The sequence below is a fragment of the Segatella copri genome, assembly GCF_026015625.1.
Taxonomy (GTDB): domain Bacteria; phylum Bacteroidota; class Bacteroidia; order Bacteroidales; family Bacteroidaceae; genus Prevotella; species Prevotella copri_H.
Window position 1 is genome coordinate 1259843 of record NZ_JAPDVG010000001.1, and the last position, 25824, is coordinate 1285666.

21 protein-coding genes are annotated in these 25824 nt (G+C 44.3%); 9 read left to right on the forward strand and 12 right to left on the reverse strand.

The annotated features are described in order from the left end of the window. Positions 1–110: 110 nt before the first annotated feature. From hisS to ONT19_RS05770, 6 genes are all read right to left on the reverse strand, one after another. Complete coding sequence (gene hisS / locus ONT19_RS05745; protein ID WP_264952971.1) at positions 111–1475, reverse strand: histidine--tRNA ligase; 1365 nt, start codon at positions 1473–1475, stop codon at positions 111–113. Positions 1476–1573: 98 nt separating this feature from the next. Continuing rightward, complete coding sequence (locus ONT19_RS05750; RefSeq protein WP_254970392.1) at positions 1574–2848, reverse strand: adenylosuccinate synthase; 1275 nt, start codon at positions 2846–2848, stop codon at positions 1574–1576. A 23-nt stretch (positions 2849–2871) separates the two neighbouring features. Continuing rightward, the gene (locus ONT19_RS05755; protein ID WP_022121879.1) at positions 2872–3336 is read right to left on the reverse strand and encodes a Fur family transcriptional regulator; all 465 of its coding nucleotides are present in this window, start codon (positions 3334–3336) and stop codon (positions 2872–2874) included. 76 nt (positions 3337–3412) lie between these two features. Then, on the reverse strand, positions 3413–4042 hold the full coding sequence (locus ONT19_RS05760; RefSeq protein ID WP_117727678.1) for a Maf-like protein: 630 nt from the start codon (positions 4040–4042) through the stop codon (positions 3413–3415). Positions 4043–4135: 93 nt separating this feature from the next. Then, a complete protein-coding gene (locus ONT19_RS05765) occupies positions 4136–4654 on the reverse strand; it encodes a KdsC family phosphatase (protein ID WP_022121881.1) in 519 nt (172 codons plus the stop codon). A 58-nt stretch (positions 4655–4712) separates the two neighbouring features. Next, positions 4713–5483 carry a Rossmann-like and DUF2520 domain-containing protein gene (locus ONT19_RS05770; protein ID WP_264952970.1) on the reverse strand — a complete coding sequence of 257 codons (771 nt, stop codon included), beginning with the start codon at positions 5481–5483 and terminating at the stop codon, positions 4713–4715. A gap of 596 nt (positions 5484–6079) precedes the next feature. Here ONT19_RS05770 and ONT19_RS05775 point away from each other — a divergent pair. Continuing rightward, positions 6080–6565 carry a GNAT family N-acetyltransferase gene (locus ONT19_RS05775; protein WP_264952969.1) on the forward strand — a complete coding sequence of 162 codons (486 nt, stop codon included), beginning with the start codon at positions 6080–6082 and terminating at the stop codon, positions 6563–6565. 112 nt (positions 6566–6677) lie between these two features. Here the strand turns inward: ONT19_RS05775 and ONT19_RS05780 are convergent, their stop codons facing one another. Next, a complete protein-coding gene (locus ONT19_RS05780) occupies positions 6678–7295 on the reverse strand; it encodes a TetR/AcrR family transcriptional regulator (protein ID WP_117692418.1) in 618 nt (205 codons plus the stop codon). Positions 7296–7454: 159 nt separating this feature from the next. On the opposite strand from ONT19_RS05780, the gene ONT19_RS05785 reads away from it, so the two are divergent. The 5 genes from ONT19_RS05785 (at position 7455) to ONT19_RS05805 (ending at position 15429) form a co-directional block, all read left to right on the forward strand. Continuing rightward, positions 7455–9743, forward strand: coding sequence for an NADP-dependent malic enzyme (locus ONT19_RS05785; protein ID WP_264952968.1), 2289 nt, complete (start codon positions 7455–7457; stop codon positions 9741–9743). A 965-nt stretch (positions 9744–10708) separates the two neighbouring features. Beyond that, the gene (gene rplU / locus ONT19_RS05790; RefSeq protein WP_006848683.1) at positions 10709–11026 is read left to right on the forward strand and encodes a 50S ribosomal protein L21; all 318 of its coding nucleotides are present in this window, start codon (positions 10709–10711) and stop codon (positions 11024–11026) included. Positions 11027–11045: 19 nt separating this feature from the next. Continuing rightward, on the forward strand, positions 11046–11336 hold the full coding sequence (gene rpmA / locus ONT19_RS05795; RefSeq protein ID WP_006848684.1) for a 50S ribosomal protein L27: 291 nt from the start codon (positions 11046–11048) through the stop codon (positions 11334–11336). A 253-nt stretch (positions 11337–11589) separates the two neighbouring features. Next, positions 11590–12882 carry a serine--tRNA ligase gene (gene serS / locus ONT19_RS05800; RefSeq protein ID WP_118064869.1) on the forward strand — a complete coding sequence of 431 codons (1293 nt, stop codon included), beginning with the start codon at positions 11590–11592 and terminating at the stop codon, positions 12880–12882. A gap of 201 nt (positions 12883–13083) precedes the next feature. Continuing rightward, complete coding sequence (locus ONT19_RS05805; RefSeq protein WP_118416527.1) at positions 13084–15429, forward strand: bifunctional dihydroorotate dehydrogenase B NAD binding subunit/NADPH-dependent glutamate synthase; 2346 nt, start codon at positions 13084–13086, stop codon at positions 15427–15429. Between the two features lie 124 nt (positions 15430–15553). Here ONT19_RS05805 and ONT19_RS05810 read toward each other — a convergent pair whose 3' ends face one another. From ONT19_RS05810 to mazG, 5 genes are all read right to left on the reverse strand, one after another. After that, positions 15554–16909 carry a hypothetical protein gene (locus ONT19_RS05810; protein ID WP_264952967.1) on the reverse strand — a complete coding sequence of 452 codons (1356 nt, stop codon included), beginning with the start codon at positions 16907–16909 and terminating at the stop codon, positions 15554–15556. Continuing rightward, positions 16909–17493 carry an RNA polymerase sigma factor gene (locus tag ONT19_RS05815; protein WP_264952966.1) on the reverse strand — a complete coding sequence of 195 codons (585 nt, stop codon included), beginning with the start codon at positions 17491–17493 and terminating at the stop codon, positions 16909–16911. The genes ONT19_RS05810 and ONT19_RS05815 overlap by 1 nt, the downstream gene beginning before the upstream one ends. A gap of 149 nt (positions 17494–17642) precedes the next feature. Next, positions 17643–18560: a ribonuclease Z gene (locus ONT19_RS05820; RefSeq protein WP_264952965.1), complete on the reverse strand. Its 918-nt coding sequence runs from the start codon at positions 18558–18560 to the stop codon at positions 17643–17645. Positions 18561–18596: 36 nt separating this feature from the next. Then, on the reverse strand, positions 18597–19157 hold the full coding sequence (locus tag ONT19_RS05825) for a hypothetical protein (RefSeq protein WP_118139400.1): 561 nt from the start codon (positions 19155–19157) through the stop codon (positions 18597–18599). Positions 19158–19213: 56 nt separating this feature from the next. Further along, positions 19214–20170, reverse strand: a complete 957-nt coding sequence (gene mazG, locus ONT19_RS05830; RefSeq protein WP_264952964.1) for a nucleoside triphosphate pyrophosphohydrolase — start codon at positions 20168–20170, stop codon at positions 19214–19216. Positions 20171–20280: 110 nt separating this feature from the next. Between mazG and ONT19_RS05835 the strand changes: the two genes are divergently transcribed. The 3 genes from ONT19_RS05835 (at position 20281) to ONT19_RS05845 (ending at position 25437) form a co-directional block, all read left to right on the forward strand. Continuing rightward, positions 20281–22962 carry a valine--tRNA ligase gene (locus ONT19_RS05835; protein ID WP_264952963.1) on the forward strand — a complete coding sequence of 894 codons (2682 nt, stop codon included), beginning with the start codon at positions 20281–20283 and terminating at the stop codon, positions 22960–22962. 112 nt (positions 22963–23074) lie between these two features. After that, positions 23075–24361 (forward strand): clostripain-related cysteine peptidase, encoded by a 1287-nt coding sequence (locus tag ONT19_RS05840; RefSeq protein ID WP_264952962.1) that lies wholly within the window; start codon positions 23075–23077, stop codon positions 24359–24361. A gap of 65 nt (positions 24362–24426) precedes the next feature. Next, positions 24427–25437: a GYF domain-containing protein gene (locus ONT19_RS05845; protein WP_264952961.1), complete on the forward strand. Its 1011-nt coding sequence runs from the start codon at positions 24427–24429 to the stop codon at positions 25435–25437. Positions 25438–25824 lie beyond the last annotated feature (387 nt).

A 25824-nucleotide genomic window follows, 5' to 3' on the forward strand; every position in this document is an offset into this window, starting at 1 on the left:
TAGAAGTTACTAAAATTATAGTTAGGCATACACGCTAACACATAAAAAGCTCTCGCCCTGCCGCACTGCATATTCACATATACGAGCACGAGAGGACGAGAAAGAGAGTATTATTTATTTATTTTGGCTATCAATTCCTCGGCAGTAACCAAGGTTTGTTCGCCAGTTTCCATATTCTTAAGCGTAACCTTGCCCTGAGCCATCTCATTCTCACCTGCAAGCACCACAAACGGAATATTCTTGGCATTGGCATAGCTCATCTGCTTCTTCATCTTCGCCTTATCAGGGAAGATTTCGGTACGGATACCGGCTGCACGAGCTGCACTTACTATAGGCAGGCAGTAAGCTGTCTCCTTTTCACCGAAGTTGATAAACAGTACCTGAGTAGCATTTACAGCCTCCTTCGGATAAAGGTCGAGCGCACCTAACACATCATAAATACGGTCAGCACCAAAACTGATACCAACACCGCTCAAACCTGGCAAACCGAAAATGCCGGTGAGGTTGTCGTAACGACCACCACCTGTAATACTTCCCATTGGAGTATCAAGCGCCTTCACCTCGAAGATTGCACCTGTATAATAGTTCAAGCCACGAGCCAGAGTGAGATCCAGTTCTATCTCGTTGTTCAAGCCAAGAGTCTTCAAGGTATCGAGGATAAACTTGGTTTCCTCTACACCCTTCAAACCAACTTCTGAACCTTCGAGAACCTTCGCTATCACTTCAAGTTTCTCATCATTAGTTCCTGACAGTGAGATGATTGGCTGCAACTTCTCAATGGCATCTTCAGAAATGCCGTCATTGCGCAACTCTTCGTTTACATTGTCAAGTCCGATTTTATCAAGCTTATCGATGGCCACTGTGATATCTACAATCTTCTCAGCCTCGCCGATAACCTCTGCAATACCGGTAAGAATCTTGCGGTTATTAATCTTGATGCATACACGAACACCAAACTTAGTGAACACGGTATCAACAATCTGCATCAATTCGACCTCGTTCAGGAGAGAATCAGAGCCAACCACATCAGCATCACACTGATAGAACTCACGGTAACGTCCCTTCTGAGGGCGGTCTGCACGCCATACTGGCTGAATCTGATAACGTTTGAAAGGCATCTGCAACTCCTCGCGGTGCTGCACTACATAACGTGCGAAAGGAACGGTCAGGTCATAACGAAGACCCTTCTCACAAAGTTTCGCTGCTAATTTGAGTGATCCGAGAGAATGAATATCCTCATCGCTCACCTTATTCATATAGTCGCCTGAATTCAATATCTTAAAAAGCAGTTTATCACCCTCTTCACCATACTTGCCCATCAAAGTCTGAAGGGTTTCCATGGCAGGGGTTTCAATCTGCTGGAATCCATAAAGAGCATACACTTCCTTGATGGTGTTGAAGATGTAGTTGCGTTTCGCCATCTCAACAGGACCAAAATCTCTCGTGCCCTTTGGTATACTTGGTTTCTGAGCCATTTATTAATGTTTAATATGAATGTTAAATGTTTAATGTCTAGCGCCATGTAAACCCCTCAAAGTAAACATTAAACACTAAACATTAAACACTATATGATTTATTTGCGTACAATAGTCTGAGCACGGTCCGGACCGATAGAAATGATACCGATCTTAGTCTCAAGGAACTCTTCTACGAAAGCAATATAATCCTTGAACTCCTGTGGGAACTGATCTTCAGATGTGAACTTAGTCATATCTGTCTTCCAGCCCTTGAACTCCTTGTAAACAGGTTCTACATCATCGATTTCGTATGGGAAATCTGTTGTAACAGAACCATCCTTCAACTTATATGCCACGCATGCCTTGATGGTATCAAAGCCATCGAGCACGTCGCTCTTCATCATGATAAGCTCGGTAACACCATTCACCATGACAGAATACTTGAGCTGTACAAGATCGCACCAGCCACAACGACGCTCACGACCGGTAACAGCACCATACTCATGACCGAGGTCACGAATCTTGGCACCCGTCTCATCGAAAAGCTCTGTAGGGAATGGACCTGCACCAACACGTGTACAGTAAGCCTTCATGATACCATAAACATTGCCGATGCGGTTAGGGCCGACACCCAAACCTATGCAGGCACCTGCACAGATAGTATTAGAAGAAGTAACGAATGGATAAGAACCGAAATCAACATCGAGCATAGTACCCTGAGCACCCTCGCAGAGGATATCCTTACCAGAACGGAGCACCTTATTGATTTCTACCTCGCTATCAATAAGTTTAAACTGCTTCAAGTATTCGATGCCCTCCATCCAGGTCTTCTCAACCTCTGTAATATCGAAGTCGGTATAACCGAGACTTGCGATGGTTTTGAGATGAGCAGCCTTGTGAGCAGCATACTTCTCCTCGAAATTGTCAAGGATATCGCCTACGCGAAGACCGGTACGGCTAACCTTGTCAGTATAAGTAGGACCGATACCCTTACCAGTAGTACCTACCTTGTTCTTTCCCTTAGAAGCCTCGATAGCAGCATCGAGTACACGGTGAGTAGGCATGATGAGATGTGCCTTCTTAGAGATGTAAAGACGGCTCTTCAAATCATGACCGCTCTTCTCAAGATCCTTAGCCTCACCCATAAAGAGGTCTGGAGCCAAAACCACACCATTGCCGATGATGTTCACCTTACCACCCTGGAAAATACCAGAAGGGATAGAGCGAAGCACATACTTCTCGCCCTCAAACTCCAATGTATGTCCAGCATTAGGACCACCCTGGAAACGAGCAATGACATCATACTTAGGGGTCAACACGTCAACCACCTTACCTTTACCTTCATCGCCCCACTGCAAACCCAGCAGGACATCTACTTTACCTGTGTTCATTTTTTATCTTTTTATCTTGATACTTATTCTTTTTTGCGTTTGCGAGTCATCTTGCTTTGACAGCCGCTGCATACGCCATAGATGTAAAGAGCATAAGCATCTTTACGAAAGCGCTGCATCCTGATATCCTTCACTGCAGCCGTAACCTGCGGTGCAACAATTTCTGTTACCTTGCCACAAATCGTGCAAACCTGATGCACATGATTGTCCTCGCTATAACTGGCCTCATACTTGGTGCCGTCTGCCAGACTGTGCTTTACCACAAGCCTCAGTTCCAGGAACAGATGCAATGTGTTATAAAGCGTAGCCCTGCTAACGCGAAAATTCTTTTTCAGTAGCTCTCTGCCCAAATCTTCTATCGAGAAATGCTCTCCCATAGAATAAATGGTGTCGAGGATAGTGGAACGCTCCGGAGTGCGCCGGTGATGATTGCTCTCCATATAATTGTCCAAAACCTCATGAGCTTTTGCTAAAATTTCTTCACTCATAATCCTTGTTAGTTACATAAAACGCACAAAGATACTCATTATCTACGACATAGAACAATATTTAATTTTAAAAAATCTAAATTCGCCTCAATTCCTCATAGATACGCTGAACCGGAAGCCCCATCACATTAAAATAACTCCCCTTCAACCCCGTACAACCTATGTAGCCAATCCATTCCTGAATACCATAGGCGCCAGCTTTGTCAAACGGCTGATAATGATTTATATAATAACTGATTTCATCATCAGAAAGCGGCTTGAACGTCACTTCTGTTGTTACTGAAAAGGAACGCTGCTTATGCTGGGTAGTAAGACAAACACCTGTAACTACATGATGCGTCTTTCCGCTCAACATCTTCAGCATTCGTCTGGCATCTTCAGCGTCACGAGGTTTCCCGAGAATGACTCCCTTTCCTTCCTGATCATTCTGTTCGCCAGCTGTTGGCGCAATCACAACCGTATCTGCTGTAAGAATCAAAGTTTCTGACTCGTCCAACTCTTCAACACTATTATTTCCGTTCAAAAGCGGACGATAAGCCTCAGCCTTTTTCTTGCAGATGAATTCTGCCACCTGATAAGCATCGAGGTCAGCAGGATAACTTTCATCAATACCACTAATCACCTTCACCTCAAAGGGAATATCCAAACCTGCCAGAAGTTCCTTGCGACGAGGCGAATTACTCGCCAAAATGATCTTATAATTCATCTATTTTAAACCTTATTACTTTGAACTTTATGATTAAAATTCAGTTGCAAACTTTCTACTACAAACTATCAACTTTCAACTATTAACTTAATTCTACCAGCCAAACGCCTTAGCATCTGAAAGCCATAAACCCTTGGCTCTCAGTACCTGTTCTACGACATCACGTCCCACACCATCACCTCCGTTACAAGCCGAGATATAAGTAGAAATTTCTTTAATATCGGAGCATGCATCTGCTGGACAACATGGACATCCGCAACGACGCATAATCTCATAATCAGGAATATCATCACCTACATATATTATTTCCTCATCTGTAATTGAATATTTCTGCTTGAACTCCTCATAAGTCTTTATCTTTACAGAACACCCCATGAAGATATCCTCTACGCCAAGATTTTCATAGCGTACCTGTATGGCATGAGAATTACCGCCTGTCAGAATTACGATACGAACACCTTTTTTCTGAGCCAGCTGAATGGCATAGCCATCTTTGATATTAACAGTACGCAAAGGTTCGCCGGCACTGGAAAGCGTGATGGTCTGTCTTGAAAGTACTCCATCAACATCAAAGATGATTGCTTTTATCTTATTTAAATCGTAATTTATCATATTTATTTCTGTTTTTAGAACTTAAATTCCTAACTGCAAACTTAAACCGATAACAGTTTTATCTCTTGAACTTGAATATGCTTTTGCTCATCATTTCATAAATCTGCTGTAGTTCTGGCTGTTTTTCAAGAAGTTGCATTTGTTTCTCCATTACGTTCCGATCATCACGAATAGCCGGTCCTGTCTGCACTTCAGCTGCCGAATGCGAAGAAGCCTTGTCCATAGTTTCCATAACCAGAGGACGGAGAACACTGCCAGGAATGTGATGATTTTCGAGAATCTGCTGACCTATAGCTACGCAATGATTCGCAAAATTACAAGCAAAAACAGCTGACAGGTGCAGATACTTACGATTATCAGAATCCAATTCATAGACACTACGAGAAATCTGTTCTGCCAACCTCTTCAGGAAAGAAGTTTCGAAAGCACCACATCCCTCAATGAAAATAGGAATATTTTCGAATGCAACCTTTTTATCTTTCGTAAATGTCTGCATCGGATAAAATACGCCATAATGACGGGCATAATCTTTGAAAACATCCATCGGCATGGAACCAGCTGTATGAACAAACATCTTATCTTCTCTTCCTTTGCACAGTTCAGGAATAAGCATTTCAAGCGCATCATCCTTCACTGAAACGATGTACAAATCTGCATCACAGACCACCTTACCCATCTCATTGACAGGCTCACAATTCACCTTCTCGGCCAATAGAGAGGCCGATTCCCAAGTTCTACTGAAAACTTGTACAATCTGATGTTCTGATTGCGATATTTCGAGCGCAAGATTGGTAGCAAGATTACCTGCCCCAATAAACACTATTTTCATACGTAATTTTGTTTAAAGTTCTACTTTTTATGCAAAAATACTAAAAAATAACGATAGAGGAGCCCTTTTTCTTGCTTTTTTATGATAAATTTATTATTTTTGCCTTCGTGAGAAAATATGAAGTAGAAATATATGGTAAACTGGAAGAAATGCCGCATTTATTGGAAGGCGACTTTTTTCATAGCTTGGAGCTTTTTCAGATTCTTGAAAAAACACCCGGCATAACCCCTTTTATGGCTGTCGCCACACAGGAGAATAAGGTGGTAGGACAAATGCTCGTCATCCTCTATCACCGCAAATCTTTATTTCCACCTTATTTATATACGCACGCGCACGCGTATGGAGAGGGATTTTATGCACCCGATGCTGAACAGAATGCTATTTTCCCATTGTTACTCCGCAGCATAACTATCCACTTACACAAACGACTCTGCTTTTACATCGAGTTCTCCCGAATGAGCAAAAAGATGCTGGGTTACCGGGAATTCAGAAAATTGGGCTATGTACCTATTGCCTGGCAAGAGATACATAACTCCCTACACAGCAAACTTCCCCAAGAGAGACTCTCAGACAAACAAATTGCTATGATTGAAAAAATGGAGAAAAAGGGAATAAGTTGTAGAGAGGCAACTTCACCCGAAGACATCCATCGTTATCACCAGTTGCTCAAAAATTATTATCGGCTGAAACTTCGCCGTTATGTTCCTGACGAAACATTCTTTCAGAAACTGAGTACAAGTAGTAATGCCAGAAACGTCATCATCACCTATAAGGACAAAGTGATTGGCGGCTATACCTGCATCTACAACCAAGGCAATGCCTTTCTTTGGTTTTCTGCATTCAAGAGAAAGACTTACATCCATCTGCATCCGGACACAATGACCATCTGGCAAGCACTCTCTGATGCACAGGAGCAGGATGCCCAACACCTCCACTTTATGGACGCAGGACTTCCGCTTAAGAGTAATCTCTACCGTGAATTCATTCTCGGTTTCGGAGGCAAACCTGTTACCAAGTTTCGCTGGTTCCGCTTCTATCCAAAAGTTATAAACCTGCTCCTCCACTGGCTATACAAGGATTAAGGAAAAGAGGTTCCGTGAGCCTATATAAAGCATCTCCGAAACCTCTTTCTCTTTTTTAAGCGAATTACACATACGCTCAAAAAGTACATTTTGTATATTAAAGCCAACGCCTCTACTCTTTCAAAGCACGGTCAAGCTGCTCCAAGCCGCGCTCTGTACAGAATCCACGAATCAGGCACAAAATATAATTGTCGTATATCTCCTGCATCGAATGAACACGATAGAGCTGATGATGCATGATTTCCTCCATCATCACATGTCCTATGTCCATAACAACATTGAAGTCTACATCCTTACGGAAAAGCCCCTCCTTGACACCAGCCTCAAAGAAACGCACACTCTCCTCCCGTTCATGAGCATGATTTTCCTGGAAGAATTTCACTACACGAGGCATCTTATGAACCTCCTCATAAAAAAGAACGCCCACCATCCCATTGCGCTCCATCTGCAATTTATAGACATAGCTGATAATATCTATCACATTCTTCGCTTGGGTCTTGGCGAAATTTTCTAACTTCGAACGATTTTCTTCTAGCTGACGCATCATACCAGCAAGCAACAATTCTTCTTTGTCACCAAAAATCTCGTACACAGTTCTCTTAGATACATGAAGCCCCTGTGAGATTTCATCCATCTTGACAGCTTTTACCCCACGCTTATAGAATTCAGGCATCGCATAAGAGATGATTCTGTCTTTCAGTTCTTGTCTATATTGATTGATTTCTGCCATTTTACTTGTTTGAAGACTATTTTTGTGCAAAGATACAAAAAAAATCAAAAAACCATTCTTTTTTACTAAGTTTTTTTGTACCTTTGCACAAACTTTTAAATTTCGTGCGAAAAATCCACGAATATGAAAGAAAAATAAACTTTAAACCAATATATTGTTATGGTAAAAATTACAAAAGAGGCGGCTTTAAGTTATCACGAGACTGGCCGTCCTGGCAAGATTGAGGTTAAGCCAACAAAACCTTATCACACACAAACGGATCTGAGCCTTGCTTATTCTCCTGGCGTGGCATTCCCATGTCTTGAGATCCAGCAGAACCCAGACGATGCATACAAGTATACTGACAAGGGTAACCTGGTTGCTGTTATCAGTAATGGTACAGCAGTGCTCGGACTTGGCGATATCGGTGCCATGAGCGGAAAGCCAGTGATGGAAGGTAAGGGATTGCTTTTCAAGATTTACGGTGGTGTGGATGTCTTCGATATTGAAATCGATGAAAAAGACCCAGAAAAGTTTTGTGAAACCGTAGAGAAAATCGCTCCTACATTTGGTGGAATCAACTTGGAGGACATCAAGGCACCTCAATGTTTCTACATCGAGGAACGCCTGAAAAGAACTCTCGATATCCCTGTAATGCACGATGACCAGCATGGTACTGCTATCATCTCTGCAGCAGGTTTGAAGAACGCTCTTGAGGTAGCAGGAAAGAACATTGCCGATGTAAAGATTGTCGTAAATGGTGCTGGTGCAGCTGCTATCAGCTGTACAAAACTCTACGTAGCGCTCGGTGCACAGGTAAAGAACATCGTTATGCTCGACTCTAAGGGTGTCATTACCAGCGACCGCGAAAATCTGACAGAGCAGAAAAAGCTCTTTGCAACAGACCGCCGCGATGTTCATACACTCGAAGAGGCTGTGAAAGGCGCCGATGTATTCGTAGGACTCAGCAAGGGTAACGTGCTCTCCAAGGATATGATTCGCTCTATGGCAGACAACCCTATCGTTTTCGCTCTTGCCAATCCAGTACCTGAGATCAGCTACGAGGACGCTATGGACAGCCGCCCTGACGTATTGATGTCAACTGGCCGTTCAGATTATCCTAACCAGATTAACAATGTAATCGGTTTCCCATACATCTTCCGTGGTGCACTCGATGTTCACGCCCGTGCTATCAACGAAGAAATGAAGATGGCTGCTGTTTATGCAATTGCCGATTTGGCTAAGCAGCCGGTTCCTGATGTAGTAAACGATGTTTACCACGTTAACGACCTTACATTCGGTCCTAAATACTTCATTCCGAAACCTGTAGATCCACGTTTGATTACAGAAGTTTCTGCTGCCGTAGCTAAGGCTGCAATGGAAAGTGGTGTGGCTCGCACCCCTATCACAGACTGGGAGAAGTACAAGCAGGATTTACGCCAGCTGCTTGGTCAGGAGACCAAACTGACCCGCAAGCTCCACGATACAGCGCGCCTTCACCCACAGCGTGTAGTATTCGCTGAAGGTGGCAACCCAACTATGCTGAAGGCTGCAGTCCAGGCAAAGCAAGAGGGTATCTGCCAGCCAATCCTGTTGGGCAACCCAGACCGTCTGAACCGTGTTGCTAGCCGTTTGAAACTTGACCTTTCAGATATTGAGATTGTAGATATGCGTGCCGATAACGAACAGGGCCGCCGTGCTAAGTTTGCCAAGCATCTGGCAGAGAAGCGTGCTCGCGAGGGCTACAGCTTCGAGGAAGCTTATGATAAAATGTACGAGCGCAACTACTTCGGTATGTCAATGGTAGAACAGGGTGATGCTGACGCATTCATCACTGGTCTTTACACAAAGTACAGCAATACTATTAAGGTGGCAAAAGATGTAATTGGAATCCGTGAGCCATATAAGACTTTCGGTACCATGCATATCCTTAACACCCAGAAGGGTATTTATTATATCGCAGATACGCTCATCAACCGCCACCCAGACGAAGATGTGCTGATCGATGTTGCCAAGCTGTCTGCAGGTACTGTGAAGTTCTTCAACGAAGAGCCGGTTATGGCCATGTTAAGCTACTCTAACTTCGGTACAGACAATATTGGCTCACCTGTTAAGGTAAAGAAAGCCGTTGCTGAGATGCAGAAGGAGTTCCCAGAACTCGCTATCGATGGTGAGATGCAGGTAAACTATGCACTCAACAAGGATCTGCGCGATGAGAAGTATCCATTCTCCCGCCTCAAGAGCAAAGACGTCAACACTTTGGTGTTCCCTAACTTGAGTAGCGCCAATGGTGCATACAAACTTCTCCAGGGTTTGAATCCTGAAGCTGAGATTATCGGCCCTATCCAGATGGGATTGAATAAGCCTATCCACTTCACTGACTCAGAAAGTAGCGTACAGGATATCGTAAACATCACAGCAGTAGCTGTCATTGATGCTTACGTAGAGAAAATCAAGAAGCAGAAGTAATCACTTCTTTTTCCTGATTCAAACAAACAGAATAAGATAATAGTATTTTCCATAAACAGGTTGGCACTTCTGCGCCAACCTGTTTTTATTTTCTCGACTTCACTACTCGTCTCGAAAGTTCGTCTCTTTATACTTTTGAAGATATCTAAACAAAAACAAAAAATCAACAGAATTGCAATCGATTACGCAGCCTTTCTTGTTAAAACAAGTTAATTAATACCTTTGTGCGCCCGCACAATTGAATCACAACAAAAATAATCAAATAAATATTTGGTGATTTGAAAAAAATCGTGTACCTTTGCAACCAGTTATCCTGAAAACAATCTTTTTACCTTAATGGAAACTAATACCTATTGAAGATTTGGAGCGGTAGCCTGTGAAGGTCATCGCTTTTTTTCTTTTTATACACCTTCTCCATCAAATAGCATATAACATATATTGTCCCCAAGAAGAAAGTATACAATTAAAAGGTAATATCACTTGAGTCGGAAGACTTGCTGACTGCAGTGAGCAGACCTGCCGACTATAGTGAGCAGACCTGCTGACTAGGCTCAGCAGAGCTGCTGACACTAGTCATAACTTTAACGAAGGTATCTTCTTGAACCAGAGAAGTCGTATCCTTGAACCTAAGGAGACATCTCCTTGAACCAGAGAAGACATATCATTGAACCTAAGGAAGTATATTATTGAACCCAATAAAGAACATTATACTATTCACGAGTCCCTTATCTGGTAGCAAATAATCGGTATTCTTATAAAAAACAGGCATTTCTGTTAAATCTTTCTAAAAAGCAATCTTTATTTCCCCAACATTTTGTTCATATCAAAGATAATTTGTAATTTTGCACCCCGAATGCTCATGGATTGGGCAAATGTTACAGAAAAGTTTAGTTCGAAGGGGCTCAAAGAAGATCCGGCACAATGCAGGACGCCTCCCGAAGAAACCCGTTTATATAATTAATTTAATGTACGCAATTGTAGAAATTAACGGTCAGCAGTTCAAGGCTGAGGAGGGCAAGAAGCTCTTCGTACATCACATCAAGGATGTTGAGGCAGGTCAGACTGTTGAGTTCGACAAGGTTTTGCTCGTTGACAAAGACGGCTCAATCACTGTCGGTGCACCAGCTGTAGAGGGTGCAAAAGTAGTAGTAGAAGTAGTGAACCCACTCGTAAAGGGTGACAAGGTAATCGTCTTCAAGATGAAGCGCCGCAAGGACTATCGCAAGAAGAACGGTCATCGTGCTCAGTTCACTGAAGTATCAATCAAATCTGTAATCGCTTAAAATTAGGAGGAATTAGAAAATGGCACATAAGAAAGGTGTTGGTAGTTCTAAGAACGGCCGTGAATCAGCTTCACAAAGATTAGGCGTTAAGATCTGGGGTGGTCAGAGCATCATCGCAGGTAACATCATCGTTCGCCAGCGTGGTAACAAGCACTTCCCAGGTGAGAATGTAGCTCAGGGTAAGGATGATACATTGTATGCTTTGGCAGATGGTATCGTTTACTTCCACAAGGGTCGCAAGGACAAGAGTACAGTTTCTGTTCTCTCTCCAGAGGTTTACGCTGAGAAGACCAAAAAAGCTGACGCTTAATTTTTAAAGTTTTAGAAAAAACTATTCCAAACAAACAACATAGAAGCCTGCTCATACCTAGAGCAGGCTTTCTTCGTTTATATAAGTTTTTAGGCACGGATTACCCCCTTCTAAGCTCCTTAACCCTGTAAAACCACAAAAAAACTTTAATTCTACCCTTCCCTGTAAAAAAGTCAGCAATTTTTTACGCTATCACAAATATTTTTTGTACTTTTGCCTACAAATAGTAAATTATTTAATTAAAAGACATTTTATGCTTACACTTAAACTTATCAGTGAGGAAACTGAACGTGTAGTTAAGGGTCTCGAAAAGAAGCATTTTCCAAATGCTCGTGAGGCCGTAGAGAAAGTTTTAGAGTACGACAAGATTCGTCGTGAAGCTCAGCAGAAGTTGGATAACAACAAGCAGCAGGCTAACCAGTTTGCTAAGCAGATTGGTGCCCTTATGAAGGAAGGTAAGAAAGAGGAAGCTGAGAGCGCAAAGACTCAGGTAGCTATGCTCAAGGCTGACGCTAAGGCTCTTGAAGAGATCATGGAGAAAGCACAGAACGATATGACCAACCAGTTGCTCGAAATTCCTAACATCCCTTGCGAGCAGGTTCCTGAAGGTAAGGACGCAGCCGACAACGTTGTTGTGAAAGAAGGCGGCGAAAAGCCAAACCTCGGCGAGGATGCTCTCTGCCATTGGGATCTCTTGAAGAAGTATAATCTTGTAGACTTCGACCTCGGCGTTAAGATTACTGGCGCAGGTTTCCCTGTATATATCGGCAAGATGGCTCGTTTCCAGCGTGCGCTTGAGGCATTCTTCCTCGATGAGGCTCGCAAGAGCGGATACCTGGAGATTCAGCCTCCTTACGTAGTAAACGAAGACTCTGGTCGTGGTACCGGTCAGTTGCCAGACAAGGAAGGTCAGATGTATCATGCTAATCTGGATAATCTCTTCCTCATCCCTACTGCTGAGGTTCCTGTAACCAACATCTTCCGCGATGTTATTCTCGATGAGAAAGATCTCCCTATCAAGCGTTGTGCTTACTCAGCTTGTTTCCGTCGTGAAGCAGGTAGCTATGGTAAGGACGTTCGCGGTTTGAACCGTCTGCACCAGTTCGACAAGGTAGAGATTGTTCGCATCGATAAGCCAGGTCACTCTTACGAGAGTTTGAACGAGATGCTCGACCATGTAGAAGGTCTTTTGAAGAAGTTGGAATTGCCATATCATATTCTCCGTCTCTGCGGTGGTGATATGAGCTTCACCTCTTCTATCTGCTACGACTTCGAGACATGGAGTGCTGCACAGGGTCGCTGGCTGGAAGTTTCATCAGTATCTAACTTCGAGAGCTACCAGGCTAACCGTCTCCACTGCCGCTATCGCCATACAGATGACAAGAAGATTGAACTTTGCCACACATTGAATGGTTCAGCTCTTGCTTTGCCACGTATCGTAGCAACCATCTTGGAGAACAATCAGACCCCAGAAGGAATCCGCGTACCTAAGGTATTGGTTCCATACTGCGGTTTCGAGATGCTTGATGACAAAAATTTCGATTAATTTGAAGTATCGGTAAGACTTTCTGTTTTCTCGATTATACAAAACATTCGAAAAACAAAAATAACATATATTGTACGAGGATAACTTCGACTGCCACAAAGGTAGCCGATGTTATCCTTTTGCATTTTATGTACCATGAAGCAAACTCTAATCAGCTAACCAGAAATATTAAGATATCAGCATTAAGAAATTTAATAGCCCATGAACAAGATTATCAAGAAAGTACAATACTCAGAGAAAGTATTCCGCTTCGATGTAGAAGCACCACTTATTGCCAAGAGCCGAAAGGCAGGTAACTTTGTTATCATCCGTGTAGACAACAACAGCGAGCGTATGCCGCTGACCATCGCTGATGCTGACATTGAGAAAGGAACCATCACGCTGGTTGTGCAGAAGGTAGGTCTTTCATCTACCAAACTCTGCGCCCTAAATGAAGGTGATGAGATTCACGATGTGGTGGGACCACTTGGAAATCCTACACATATCGAGAACTTCGGAACAGTCATTTGTGCCGGAGGTGGTGTAGGCGTAGCTCCTATGCTCCCTATCATCAAGGCACTGAAAGCCGCAGGAAACAGAGTCCTTTCCGTAATTGCGGGTAGGAACAAAGACCTCGTGATTATGGAAGATGAAGTGCGTGCATCTAGCGATGAGCTCATCATCATGACCGATGACGGAAGTTACGGCGAGAAGGGTGTTGTAACCGTAGGAATCGAGAAGTTTATCAATCAGGAACATATCGATAAGGTTTTCGCCATCGGTCCTCCTATCATGATGAAGTTCTGCTGTCTCCTGACCCAGAAATATAATCTTTCCACAGACGTTTCGCTCAATACCATCATGGTGGATGGAACCGGTATGTGCGGTGCCTGCCGCTTAACCATCGGTGGAAAGACCAAGTTTGTCTGCATCGACGGTCCTGAGTTTGACGGCGCCCAGGTAGACTGGGACGAGATGTTCAAGCGCATGGGCACTTTCAAGGATGTTGAACGCAAAGAGATGGAACACTTCGAAGAGCACCTTGCAACTGTAGACGCAGGAAAGAAGAAAGAAACTACGGATGTAATCATGGACGTAGAACCTACAGATGCGAGCATCGAAGAGTTGACCGACCGTAACGCTGAGTGGCGCAAGGAGTTACGCGCTTCGATGAAAGCAAAAGAACGTACAGCTATAGAGCGCGTAAAGATGCCAGAACTTGACCCTCTTTATCGTGCCACAACCCGTACGGAAGAGGTAAATATCGGTTTAACCAAGGAAATGGCTTTGACCGAAGCCAAGCGCTGTCTCGACTGTCCTAAGCCTACCTGTATGGAAGGTTGTCCGGTAAGTATCAACATTCCTTCCTTCATCAAGAATATTGAGCGAGGCCAGTTCCTTGCCGCAGCCAAGGTTTTAAAGAACACCTCTGCCCTACCAGCCGTTTGCGGACGAGTTTGTCCACAGGAAAAGCAATGTGAAAGCAAGTGTGTACATCTCAAGATGAACGAGCCTGCTGTAGCTATCGGCTACCTGGAGCGTTTTGCTGCCGATTACGAACGCCAGAGTGGAAACATCTCTGTACCAAAGTGCGATGAACCTAATGGCATCAAGATAGCCGTAGTTGGTTCAGGACCTTCCGGATTGAGTTTTGCAGGCGATATGGCAAAGAAGGGATTCGACGTTACCGTCTTTGAAGCATTACACGAGATTGGCGGTGTATTGAAATATGGTATTCCTGAATTCCGTTTGCCTAATGCTATCGTAGATGTAGAGATTGAGAATCTTCAGAAGATGGGCGTAAAGTTTATTACAGACTGCATCGTAGGCAAGACCATTTCCGTAAAAGATCTGGAAGAACAAGGATTCAAGGGAATCTTCGTTGGTTCAGGTGCGGGTCTGCCAAACTTCATGAATATTCCTGGAGAGAATGCCTTGAACATCATGTCTTCTAACGAATATCTTACCCGTGTAAACCTGATGGATGCAGCCAATCCTCATAGCGACACCCCTATCAACTTGGGTAAGAAGGTGGTTGTTGTAGGCGGCGGAAATACAGCTATGGACAGTTGCCGTACTGCAAAACGACTCGGAGCAGACGTAACCTTGGTATATCGCCGTTCGGAGGCTGAAATGCCTGCCCGACTCGAAGAGGTGAAGCATGCCAAGGAAGAAGGAATCAACTTCTTTACATTACACAATCCTAAAGAATATGAGGCAGACGAGAAGGGCGCAGTAAAGGCTGTAGTTCTCGATGTGATGAAGCTTGGCGAACCTGATGCCAGCGGCCGTCGTCGTCCTGAAGCTACAGGAGAGACCATCACGCTGGAGTGCGACCAGGTAATTGTTGCCGTAGGAGTAAGTCCTAATCCACTCGTTCCACAAAGTATCGAAGGCTTGGAACTCGGCCGGAAGAACACCATTGCAGTAAACGACCAGATGCAGAGTTCCATCGAAGAAATCTACGCTGGCGGCGATATCGTACGAGGAGGAGCCACAGTAATCCTTGCCATGGGAGACGGCAGAAAGGCCGCTCTCAATATGAGCGAAAAATTATTGAATAAATAAGAAAAACGGGAAACAATAAAGGGCAGCCATGCATCACGCAGACTGCCCTTTCCTTTTCTCGTATGTAATGTTATAAAATGAAATGTAGTTCGTACATATATTTATTAATAATTGGACTCAAACACTATTTCAGATTAATACGAAGTCCGAACTGGAGATTAAAATTCCACTTCTTATCTTTAAACGTATTTTCTATTTCGCTGCCATTATCAAAATAATATTTTGCACCTGGCTCAATATAGAAGCCCACTTGTGGTGTAACATCATACTGTGCACCAAGCGAAGCCTTACCCGAGAACTGAACGCCATCACGTTTCACATCCTCTTTATGACCAGAAACCTTTGTATCATTCTTTACGTTGAAATCGGCTTCTCCACCCGCCATTACGTACGCATGAAAGCCTCCCGTGCTCCAAACCTCATAGTTTAAACCAAGTGGAACACCCACATAATGCAAAACCTGATGTGTATCAAATTCTGAAACACCATAAGATTTGAAATCAGAAGCGACACGCGTATAAACGACACCGGTACTCAAAGACAAACGAGGCGCAAGTCCGATACCAACCTGAGCACCAATAGCCAAAGGAGCATGATGTTTCGCTTCAACATATTTCGGTATTGCATATCTTAAAGGAGAAGCAGCAGCCAGGAAAACACCATGATCAGCAAAGCCGCCACCAGCAAGAGGATCTGAAGACGCATACATGCCGTTTGACATTCCATCACTGCCAGAGCCCAGACTTACATTCTCTGCATACAGGTTCATGGTCCAGTTCTGTTCATACTTGTCCTTATAACTGCGTTCAAAATGCCCATCCTGCGCTCTGCCTGCATAAAGCTTCGGCCCACCATCTGCTTCCAACGGCTTGGTTGCATGATTAGAAGAAACGGCCATCTGGCTTTCTGAATCCTCATTTTGCTTTTGCAAAACAGATAATTCCCGACCATTTATCTCTGCATTAACAGACTGTTCTGGCATTTCTACCTCTGCTGCAAGCATTACTTCCTGATCAGCAGCAACAGTCCTCTCCTGGAAAGAGACAGAAGATTTACTATGGTTCAATTGACGCCCCGATGAATGGCGATTCACCTGATGTGCATATGCATTGTTTTCAGCAAGCAAGATAGCATTTTTACTACCTGCCGATTGCGCTTCTGTACGGACAGAAGAAGTCCTGCTTGAACTTGGTGCTGTAGAGAAAGAACTCTGAACAGCCAAGTTAGCCTGTCCTGGTTCATCATCATGCAGATAAACATAACTGCCTCCTACTCCCAATAAAGCAATAGCTGCAGCTACTGACCATCTTTTCAAGACAACATAACGAGTCTGTGGGGTCTTTTTTACATCAGTTTCCTCATCACCAACCTTTTTAGACTGAGCAAACGATTGTTCTATCTCAGCCCACATGTCGTGGCTGACAGGCTCTTGGTAGTCTGCCAACTGATCTCGAAGTTTATTTGTCCAATCGTTACTCATTACTTTTCTCGTATATGATTCAACTCTTTATTATCACTACAATCTGCCTGGCTCAGATAATCTTTCACCTTTTTGCCCAACAGTTTTTTCGCTCGCAAATATTGTGAAGCAGAACTACTTTCTTTGATGCCTAACAGCTGTGCAATTTCTTTATGGCTTTTCTGTTCAAAAACAAACATGTTAAGAACCAGTCTGTACCCATCAGGCAACTCTCCTATCATTCTTGTCAGTACTGCCGGAGGAACTCTTTCTACTTCAGGCTCTTCATCCTCAATATCATCGGGAACTTCGTCCACGATAGTGAAGCGTTTTTGCTGCCTTACAAAGTTGACAGCTTCATTTGTCACTATCCGCAAGAGCCAAGCCTGAAGAGCGCCCTCACCCCGATATTCAAACTTTGAAATGCCGGAAAAGACTTTTATAAAACTATCTTGCACTACATCTTCAGCATCATCGCGCATAGGGACATACCTCAGCGCTACGGCCATGGCATACCCCACATAGCGTTCGTACAATCTGTGCATGGCTGCCCGACTGCCGCTATTGATGTCGTCTAAGAGATTCTTTTCCGATTCCAATTTCAAATCCTTTTTAAAGATTAAACGATATAAAGAGAAAACCTTGCATCAAAAATGAACTTTTTTTTTGATGCAAGGCACTTTTTTATATTTTTATATAGATCGAAGGCTATTCTGCACCTTGTTTCCCGGTGCATTCAAGCCCTGTTTCTATATTATTCTATAGAGAACACTTTACCTTCCTGAGTAAGATAACTTTCCGTAAACACCTCTTTAGCTTCATTCAACAATACCTCTTCATTATTATATCTTGCACTATAATGTCCCAGAAGAAGTTTGCCTACACCCGCATTTCTGGCTATAGTTGCAGCCTGTCGAGCCGTACTGTGATAATAGAGTTTAGCCCTGTCCCCATTCTCTGAAGTATAAGTACTCTCATGATAAAGCACCGTAACCCCCTTTACCTTTTCTGCCAACCCCGGAACAAACCGGGTATCACTGCAATAAGCATAACTGCGGGGAGTAGCGGCAGGCATTACCAATCTGGCATTAGGTATTACATCCCCCTCCTTCGTTGTCCAATCAGCTCCATTCTTGATGTTATTAATCTGGCTTACAGGAATCTCGTAATAATCTATCATATCACGACGGATATGAGGCAATGTCGGTTTCTCTCTGAAAATGTAACCACAACAAGGCACACGATGCTGCAGAGGAACGGTTTCTACGGTTACAGAATGATCTTCATATACTACTTGCGACTTCTCGGTATCTACAGGAACAAATTCAATTTCATATTCCATTCCCTGCATAAAGAAATCAATCTGACGCTTAAATAAATCTCCGTAACTTTCTGGTGCATAAACTTTTAACTTAGCCGTTCTGCCCAGCATGCCTAAGGTAGAAAGAAGTCCCAGCAAGCCAAAGCAATGGTCACCATGAAGATGCGAAATAAAGATAGCATTTATCTTAGCAAAGTGAACATGAGTGCGACGGAACTGCATCTGGGCACCCTCTCCACAATCCATCATAAAGCATTTGCCACGCATCTCAATAATCTGGGCCGAGGCACTATGCTGAAGGGTGGGCAAAGCACTGCCACACCCCAATATATGTACTTTAAATAGTTCCAAAACTAAATCATAAATTACAGGTTCAACATGATGACCTTACTCTTGGCGCTTGAAAACAAAGATACCCTGAGTATTCTCCAACATAAGACTGTCAGAACCCAATTTGTCAATAGCGAAAGTATCCTTATTCAGCAAGAGTTTACCATTGAGTATCTTCCAGCTAGTCCAAGGATTAGTTTCAGCCTTCACATTGTTCTTCACCTCTCCACCTTCCAAGATATCAAAATTCTTATCCAGAGAAGTCCATTTACCCAAGAGGGATGTCAGATTGATAATCTTCTGGGCCATCATCTCTCCATCCTCTGCCTTATAACCGATAAGAGCAATACGGTCGCCAGCCAGCAATCCTCCCTGAACAACATCAGGATTCTCATCGTCAATAAACACCGAAAGGGTGTCACCACCATCAGAAATCAGCTCCAGGCTATGCATAGAGGTTCCCTCACCGCATACACCATAGATGGTAGAATCGTTCATCGCATCCTCTACCTCTACCGAATCTGTTGCACTGATAACAGGAACATTATTTTTGTTCTTACAACTGTTGGCAGCGAAAAGCGCCACCAAAGCTATTGTTACATAAACTAATTTCTTCATAACACTTTAGTTTTTATTATTATATTGATGAGTCGATAAGATTATCTGATTCACCGTTATTTATCATCCTTTTTCTCCTGAAGTTTTGCTTCATCCCATAGTTTATCCATTTCTTCTAAGCTCATATCTTTCAAGTTTTTACCTTGCTTTAAGCTATGATCTTCTACGTAGTTGAAACGGCGGATAAACTTCTGATTGGTTTTCTCCAGCGCATTATCCGGATTGAGTTTATAGAGACGTGCTGCATTGATTACTGAGAAGATGAAATCGCCCAATTCCTGGGTAGAATTCTCTTTGTCGCCTTTAGCCAGTTCCACCTTGAGTTCTTCCAGTTCCTCCTGCACTTTGTCCCACACATCTTCTTTTTCTTTCCAGTCGAAGCCTACATTTCTAGCCTTGTCCTGAATGCGATAAGCCTTGATAAGAGACGGAAGAGAATTAGGGACACCGCTCAACACCCGCTCATTTCCATCCTTCTCCTGCTGCTTGATCTGTTCCCAGGTTTTCTCAACAGAAGTAGCAGTTTTCGGCTTGATGGCGCCAAGAGCCAAGGTTTCTTCGGCATTGGCAGTTCCAGCCTTCCCGGTTTCAGCTTCTTCAGACTCTCTATATACCACCTGTCCCTCATCGTTGATATACATATCAGGATTCGAAACCGTCCAATTTCCCTCTTCCTTCCAGTTGATGAAAGGATGGCGGAACATCAGCTTGTCAGCCTCCTGATTGCAAACATCGCAAATATCGAACTCGCCGTCTTCTCTGCCGATGATGCTATAGAACATCACGTGCTCCAACACATCGCCCAACTCCTTCTTAATATCCTTGTAATCGCGCTTCATCAAGGCGTCACAAAGCTCGAAAGTCTCCTCAATCGTATTCGGACGAAGACTCTCGAATGTCTGCTTTTTATCCCATGGACACTGCAGGCGCAAACGGTCCTGCACATCCAGCAAGCGGCTGAACGCCGCCAGTTTTTCTTCTTTCGTATGTCCTTTTCCTGTATTACTAACCATCGTTTTGTGCAAAAATTAATAATTTTGATGCAAAGATAGTATTTTTCGCCCAAAAATTAGTATCTTTGCACCGTTTTTTAAAGAAAAAGAATAAAAATTAGATATAAACAATGGAATTAGCAAGTAAATACGATCCACAAGCAGTGGAAAGTAAATGGTATCAGTACTGGCTCGACAACAAGCTTTTCAGTTCTAAGCCAGATGGTCGTGAACCTTATACAGTGGTTATCCCTCCACCAAACGTAACGGGTGTGCTCCACATGGGACACATGCTCAACAATACTATCCAGGATATTCTCGTTCGCCGTGCTCGCATGGAGGGCAAGAACGCATGTTGGGTACCAGGTACCGACCATGCCAGTATCGCTACCGAGGCTAAGGTGGTTAACCGCCTCGCCCAGCAGGGTATCAAGAAGACTGACCTTACTCGCGATGAGTTCCTCAAGCACGCTTGGGACTGGACTCACGAGCATGGTGGCATCATCCTCAAGCAGCTCCGCAAACTCGGTGCCAGTTGCGATTGGGACCGCACAGCATTCACCATGGACGAGACCCGCTCTCGTGCCGTTATCCACGTTTTCTGCGACCTCTACCAGAAGGGTCTCATCTATCGCGGCGTGCGCATGGTTAACTGGGACCCTAAGGCTCAGACTGCGCTCTCTGACGAGGAGGTTATCTACAAGGACGAGCACTCTAAGCTCTATCATCTGAAGTATTACGTGGTAGAGCAGGACTGCCAGCAGGTGGATGAGGAGAACGTGATGCACAAGGATGAGAAGGGATACTATGCAGTAGTAGCAACCACCCGTCCTGAGACCATCATGGGCGACTCTGCCATGTGTATCAACCCAGAGGATAAGAAGAATACCTGGCTGAAGGGTAAGCACGTGATTGTGCCTCTCGTAAACCGCGAGATTCCTGTCATCGAGGATACATACGTAGACATCGAGTTCGGTACAGGTTGCTTGAAGGTAACTCCAGCTCACGATATCAACGACCACGCCCTCGGTTTGAAGCATGGTTTGGAAACCATCGATATCTTCAACGACAATGGTACCATCAGCGAGGCAGCAGGTCTCTATGTTGGTATGGACCGCATGGACGTGCGCAAGCAGATTTCCATCGACCTTCAGAACGCCGGTCTGATGGAGAAGATTGAGGACTATAATAATAAGGTGGGCTTCTCTGAGCGTACCAATGTGCCTATCGAGCCAAAGCTCTCTACGCAGTGGTTCCTCAAGATGCAGCACTTTGCCGACATCGCCCTTCCTCCAGTAATGGACGATGATATCGAGTTCTATCCTAAGAAATATAAGAACACCTATCGCCACTGGTTGGAGAACATCAAGGACTGGTGCATCAGCCGTCAGCTCTGGTGGGGTCACCGCATCCCTGCCTACTACTTCGACAATGCTGGCAAGAAGGATTTCGTGGTAGCAGAGACTGCAGAGGAGGCTCTGAAACTCGCTCAGGAGAAGAATGCCACCATCAAGGCTGAGGATCTTGAGCAGGAGAGCGACTGCCTCGACACCTGGTTCTCTTCATGGTTGTGGCCTATCTCTCTGTTTGATGGTATCGAGAATCCAGACAACGAGGAGATCAACTACTACTACCCTACTTCCGACCTGGTAACTGGTCCGGACATCATCTTCTTCTGGGTAGCACGTATGATCATGGCTGGCTACGAGTATCGTGGCAAGATGCCATTCAAGCACGTATATTTCACAGGTATCGTTCGCGATAAGCTGGGCCGCAAGATGAGCAAGAGTCTCGGTAACTCACCAGACCCATTGGACTTGATTGACAAGTTTGGTGCCGATGGTGTTCGTATGGGTATGATGCTCAGTGCTCCAGCGGGCAACGACATCCTCTTCGACGAGAGCCTCTGCGAGCAGGGACGTAACTTCAACAATAAGATCTGGAATGCCTTCCGCCTCGTCAAGGGTTGGGAGACTGCAGATATCGAGCAGCCTAAGAGTGCAGAAATCGCCGTGAAGTGGTTTGACGCCAAGCTCAAGGAGGTGAACGAGGAGATGCAGAAGCAGTTTAAGGACTACCGTATCTCTGAGGCATTGATGACTGTATATAAGCTGTTCTGGGATGAGTTCTCATCCTGGTACCTGGAGATGGTGAAGCCAGCTTACGGTGAGCCTATCGACCAGAAGAGCTACGACGCTACCCTCCGCTTCTTCGATGCCCTCCTGAAGATGCTGCATCCATTCATGCCATTCATCACCGAGGAGTTGTGGCAGCACATCTACGACCGCAAGGATGGCGAGAGCATCATGCGCGAGAAGCTGGATATTCCTGCACCTACAGCCGAGGAGCAGAAGTTGGCAGCCGATATCGAGGCAGTGAAGCAGATTATCGCCGGTGTTCGTACCGTTCGCAACCAGAAGAACATTGCCCAGAAGGAACAGTTGTCTCTCCAGGTAGTAGGCAAGAACGATTTTGAGGCTTACAACGACGTAACTCTGAAGATGGCGAACCTTGATAAGATTGAGGTCATCGCTGAGAAGAGTGCCGATGCATCAAGCTTCATGGTAGGTACCGACGAGTTTGCCGTACCATTGGGCGACCTCATCGACGTAGCAGCCGAGATTGAGAAGGCAGAGGCTCAGCTCAAGCACTTGGAAGGCTTCCTGATGGGCGTACGCAAGAAGCTCAGCAACGAGAACTTCGTAGCTCACGCACCTGAGAAGGTAGTAGCCCTGGAGCGCAAGAAGGAAAGCGACTCTGTTGAGAAGATTGCTGCCCTCAAGGCAACCATCGAGGAGCTCAAGAAGAAATAATAGTATTATATTTAATGTTGAATGTTGAGTGTAGAATGTTGAATTAGTCAAGCTGATTCGTTAGCAAGATTGCAACTCAACATTCAACATTCAACATTCAACATTTTTAATTATGATCAAGAAGCTTTTCACCTTATTTATATGTACGCTATCTCTTGCAGCAACTTTCACCAGTTGCGGTGATGAAGCTATTGATGTAGAAAGCGTCAATAAGCAGACTATCTTCGTCTTCTATCCTTGGACGGGTGGAACCAGCGATTCCGGTCTTACAAGATATTTAAAGTTGAACGTTGACAGTATCTGCGAAGGTATTGTTGCCAAGAAGGGATTGAACAATTCGCGTGTAATGGTCTTCATGAGTCAGAATTACAAGAAGAGCTATCTCATAGATCTTCAGTATGACGGCAATAAGAAAGCCGTCATCCGCGACACGTTGAAGACATATGATGAAGCTACATATACTACAGCTGAAGGATTTGCAGAGATTCTGAATGAGGTGAAACGCCGTGCTGAAGCCCTGAATTATTCGCTCATCATCGGAGCTCATGGCTGCGGATGGACCTACAAGAGCGATTGGGTTCACTATCCCTATATGGCAAGACCGAATGCTGGTTTTGCCCAAAAAGGAAACACCAGCTACCCTACCGCTACCGGCAATTTCAGCGGAATACAGTTTGGATCCGATCCCAACAAACCTGTCACCCGTTTCTTCGGAAGCGTAAAGTTAGAAGAAAACGCTCTCGACGTTCCTACCCTTGCCGAAGGAATCAAACTCAGCGGCACCAAGATGCAGTACATCCTCTTCGATGCATGCTATATGGGCAATGTTGAGACTGCATACGAACTGAAAGACGTCACTAATTTCATGATTAGTTCAAGTAGCGAAATAATGGGAGCCGGCGTTCCATACAAAACCGTATGGAGCTACCTCAACAGTTCTGCACCTAATTATTCAGGAATTGTCAATGGAGTTGTCAATTTCTACAAGAATAGTAGCGATCCATTCTGCAACATGGCGGCCATCGACTGCAGGCAGATGGATAATCTAGCCCAAGTGATGAAGGAAATCAATAGCAAATATACCCTCTCATCATCCGTTCCGCTAGATTCCATACAGTCTCTGGATGGTTTCTCTCCCAACCTCTTCTACGATATGAGTGTATACGTAGACAGTCTTGTACCGAGCGGCTCTCTGAAAGACAAATTTAATTCACAGATGAAACTCACAATCAAAGCAGCAGCTCATACCGAACAGGCTTGTGAAATGATAAGTAACCCTTACAGTGGTTCTATCTTTCCAGTAAAGAACTATTGCGGTCTTTCTATCTCCGACCCTAGCCAGCACAGCGTAGCTATCAAGGGCAGAGAGAAAACCGGTTGGTGGAAAGCTACACACTAATAAGCAATGAAGAGTGAAAGAAACTCCTTATTGGCTTTTAAGAAAAAGATTATATAAAAGAATACATGATGGAATATTTTATCATTGAGAATAACGGACAGCAAGCGGGTCCATTCAGCCTGGAGCAACTCGTCCAGAAGGCTATCACACCCGAAACCCTTGTTTGGGCACAAGGCATGAAAGACTGGACTCCTGCTTGGAAAATAGCAGAACTGAAGACTGTTCTAGAAACTATAGAAGCAATCAAAGCTAATACAGCCAACAAAGAAAATGCAGAAGGAACATCAGCAGATGCAGCCGGCAACAACGGGACAGAAGCAGCAAACTTTCAGGCTGCAAACCAGCAGGGTTTCCAGCAGGCACAGCAGGAAGCTTACCAGCAAGGCTTTCAGCACGGCGCAGCAATGAACCAGGGCTACAGACAGGAACCGGAAAAGAAAAAATCGAGCAAGACCATCTGGAAAATCATTTTAGGTCTTATCGTACTTCTCTTCCTGGTTTTCGCCATAACCAATCCAGGACCTGATGCCCATAAAGAAAAGGTAAAGACTGAGGCAGCCAAGGCTATCGACAAGGCTACAGAAACCAGTGATAACAACTTCTTCACCCAAAGCATCCGTTCCATTGCCAAAATGATGGCAGGAAGCGCTATTGATGAAGTGATGAACCAGCTCTTCGAATACCACAACTATATCGTATGCTCTAAGGGAACCGTTGAGTTTAATGGCAAGCAGCACACCGTAAGCTTCGGAATCCTTGGCAGCGTTTACACGATGAATGCTGATGATATGGTGAAGGCGCTGGAAGGTGCCGACAATCTGCAGATAGAAGAAACCACCAGCTCATCAACCGATGAATCCCCTTCGGTAAGCGATAATAACAGCGATGGTTCAGAAGAAGACGGACTGGGCGCTTCCGTTCAGAAGAAACTGGAAGACAAGGCAAACCAGGCCATGGATCAGGCTGCCGACAAGGTGAGCAAGAAACTGGAAGAGAAAATCAACCAGAAACTCGATGAAGCAACCGATTCTTCAACCGTAGAAAAGATTCTCGACAAGATTCTGGAACTGATCTAGCATCAGAAATCCGAAGAAACATAAGAAATATGACACATTTCTCAATATGACAGCATGGCGGCTTGACGTATATCAAGCCGCCATTGCTGTTTAGTTGACGTGTATCAAAAAAAGCCCCTTTTTCATCATTTTGTCATGTCTTTGTGACAGATATTCAAGAAAAAGGCATTACCTTTGCACCAGAAAACAGTGAGATTGTAATAAGGATAATGTAAAACAGGAGACCTCACATGGAGGCTCCACAAAGAAAGAAAGGAAACAAATTATGATGACGACAGTAATGATTCTTACAGTTGTGGCAGCAATGATTGTCAAGGCTGTAAATGTAAACAACAACATGGAGATGGGCAAGTAAAATTGACCACCGTTCATGAATAAAAGGAAAAA

What these genes read in the sequence shown, in the direction of transcription:
- ONT19_RS05775 (WP_264952969.1), top strand. Translation starts at nt 6,080, where the DNA reads ATGGAGAAAAAGGGAATAAGTTGTAGAGAGGCAACTTCACCCGAAGAC.
- ONT19_RS05765 (WP_022121881.1), bottom strand. Translation starts at nt 4,654, where the DNA reads ATGATAAATTACGATTTAAATAAGATAAAAGCAATCATCTTTGATGTT.
- ONT19_RS05780 (WP_117692418.1), bottom strand. Translation starts at nt 7,295, where the DNA reads ATGGCAGAAATCAATCAATATAGACAAGAACTGAAAGACAGAATCATC.
- ONT19_RS05785 (WP_264952968.1), top strand. Translation starts at nt 7,455, where the DNA reads ATGGTAAAAATTACAAAAGAGGCGGCTTTAAGTTATCACGAGACTGGC.
- ONT19_RS05845 (WP_264952961.1), top strand. Translation starts at nt 24,427, where the DNA reads ATGATGGAATATTTTATCATTGAGAATAACGGACAGCAAGCGGGTCCA.
- ONT19_RS05825 (WP_118139400.1), bottom strand. Translation starts at nt 19,157, where the DNA reads ATGAAGAAATTAGTTTATGTAACAATAGCTTTGGTGGCGCTTTTCGCT.
- ONT19_RS05840 (WP_264952962.1), top strand. Translation starts at nt 23,075, where the DNA reads ATGATCAAGAAGCTTTTCACCTTATTTATATGTACGCTATCTCTTGCA.
- ONT19_RS05755 (WP_022121879.1), bottom strand. Translation starts at nt 3,336, where the DNA reads ATGAGTGAAGAAATTTTAGCAAAAGCTCATGAGGTTTTGGACAATTAT.
- ONT19_RS05810 (WP_264952967.1), bottom strand. Translation starts at nt 16,909, where the DNA reads ATGAGTAACGATTGGACAAATAAACTTCGAGATCAGTTGGCAGACTAC.
- mazG (WP_264952964.1), bottom strand. Translation starts at nt 20,170, where the DNA reads ATGGTTAGTAATACAGGAAAAGGACATACGAAAGAAGAAAAACTGGCG.
- ONT19_RS05760 (WP_117727678.1), bottom strand. Translation starts at nt 4,042, where the DNA reads ATGAATTATAAGATCATTTTGGCGAGTAATTCGCCTCGTCGCAAGGAA.
- serS (WP_118064869.1), top strand. Translation starts at nt 11,590, where the DNA reads ATGCTTACACTTAAACTTATCAGTGAGGAAACTGAACGTGTAGTTAAG.
- ONT19_RS05750 (WP_254970392.1), bottom strand. Translation starts at nt 2,848, where the DNA reads ATGAACACAGGTAAAGTAGATGTCCTGCTGGGTTTGCAGTGGGGCGAT.
- rpmA (WP_006848684.1), top strand. Translation starts at nt 11,046, where the DNA reads ATGGCACATAAGAAAGGTGTTGGTAGTTCTAAGAACGGCCGTGAATCA.
- rplU (WP_006848683.1), top strand. Translation starts at nt 10,709, where the DNA reads ATGTACGCAATTGTAGAAATTAACGGTCAGCAGTTCAAGGCTGAGGAG.
- hisS (WP_264952971.1), bottom strand. Translation starts at nt 1,475, where the DNA reads ATGGCTCAGAAACCAAGTATACCAAAGGGCACGAGAGATTTTGGTCCT.
- ONT19_RS05835 (WP_264952963.1), top strand. Translation starts at nt 20,281, where the DNA reads ATGGAATTAGCAAGTAAATACGATCCACAAGCAGTGGAAAGTAAATGG.
- ONT19_RS05770 (WP_264952970.1), bottom strand. Translation starts at nt 5,483, where the DNA reads ATGAAAATAGTGTTTATTGGGGCAGGTAATCTTGCTACCAATCTTGCG.
- ONT19_RS05805 (WP_118416527.1), top strand. Translation starts at nt 13,084, where the DNA reads ATGAACAAGATTATCAAGAAAGTACAATACTCAGAGAAAGTATTCCGC.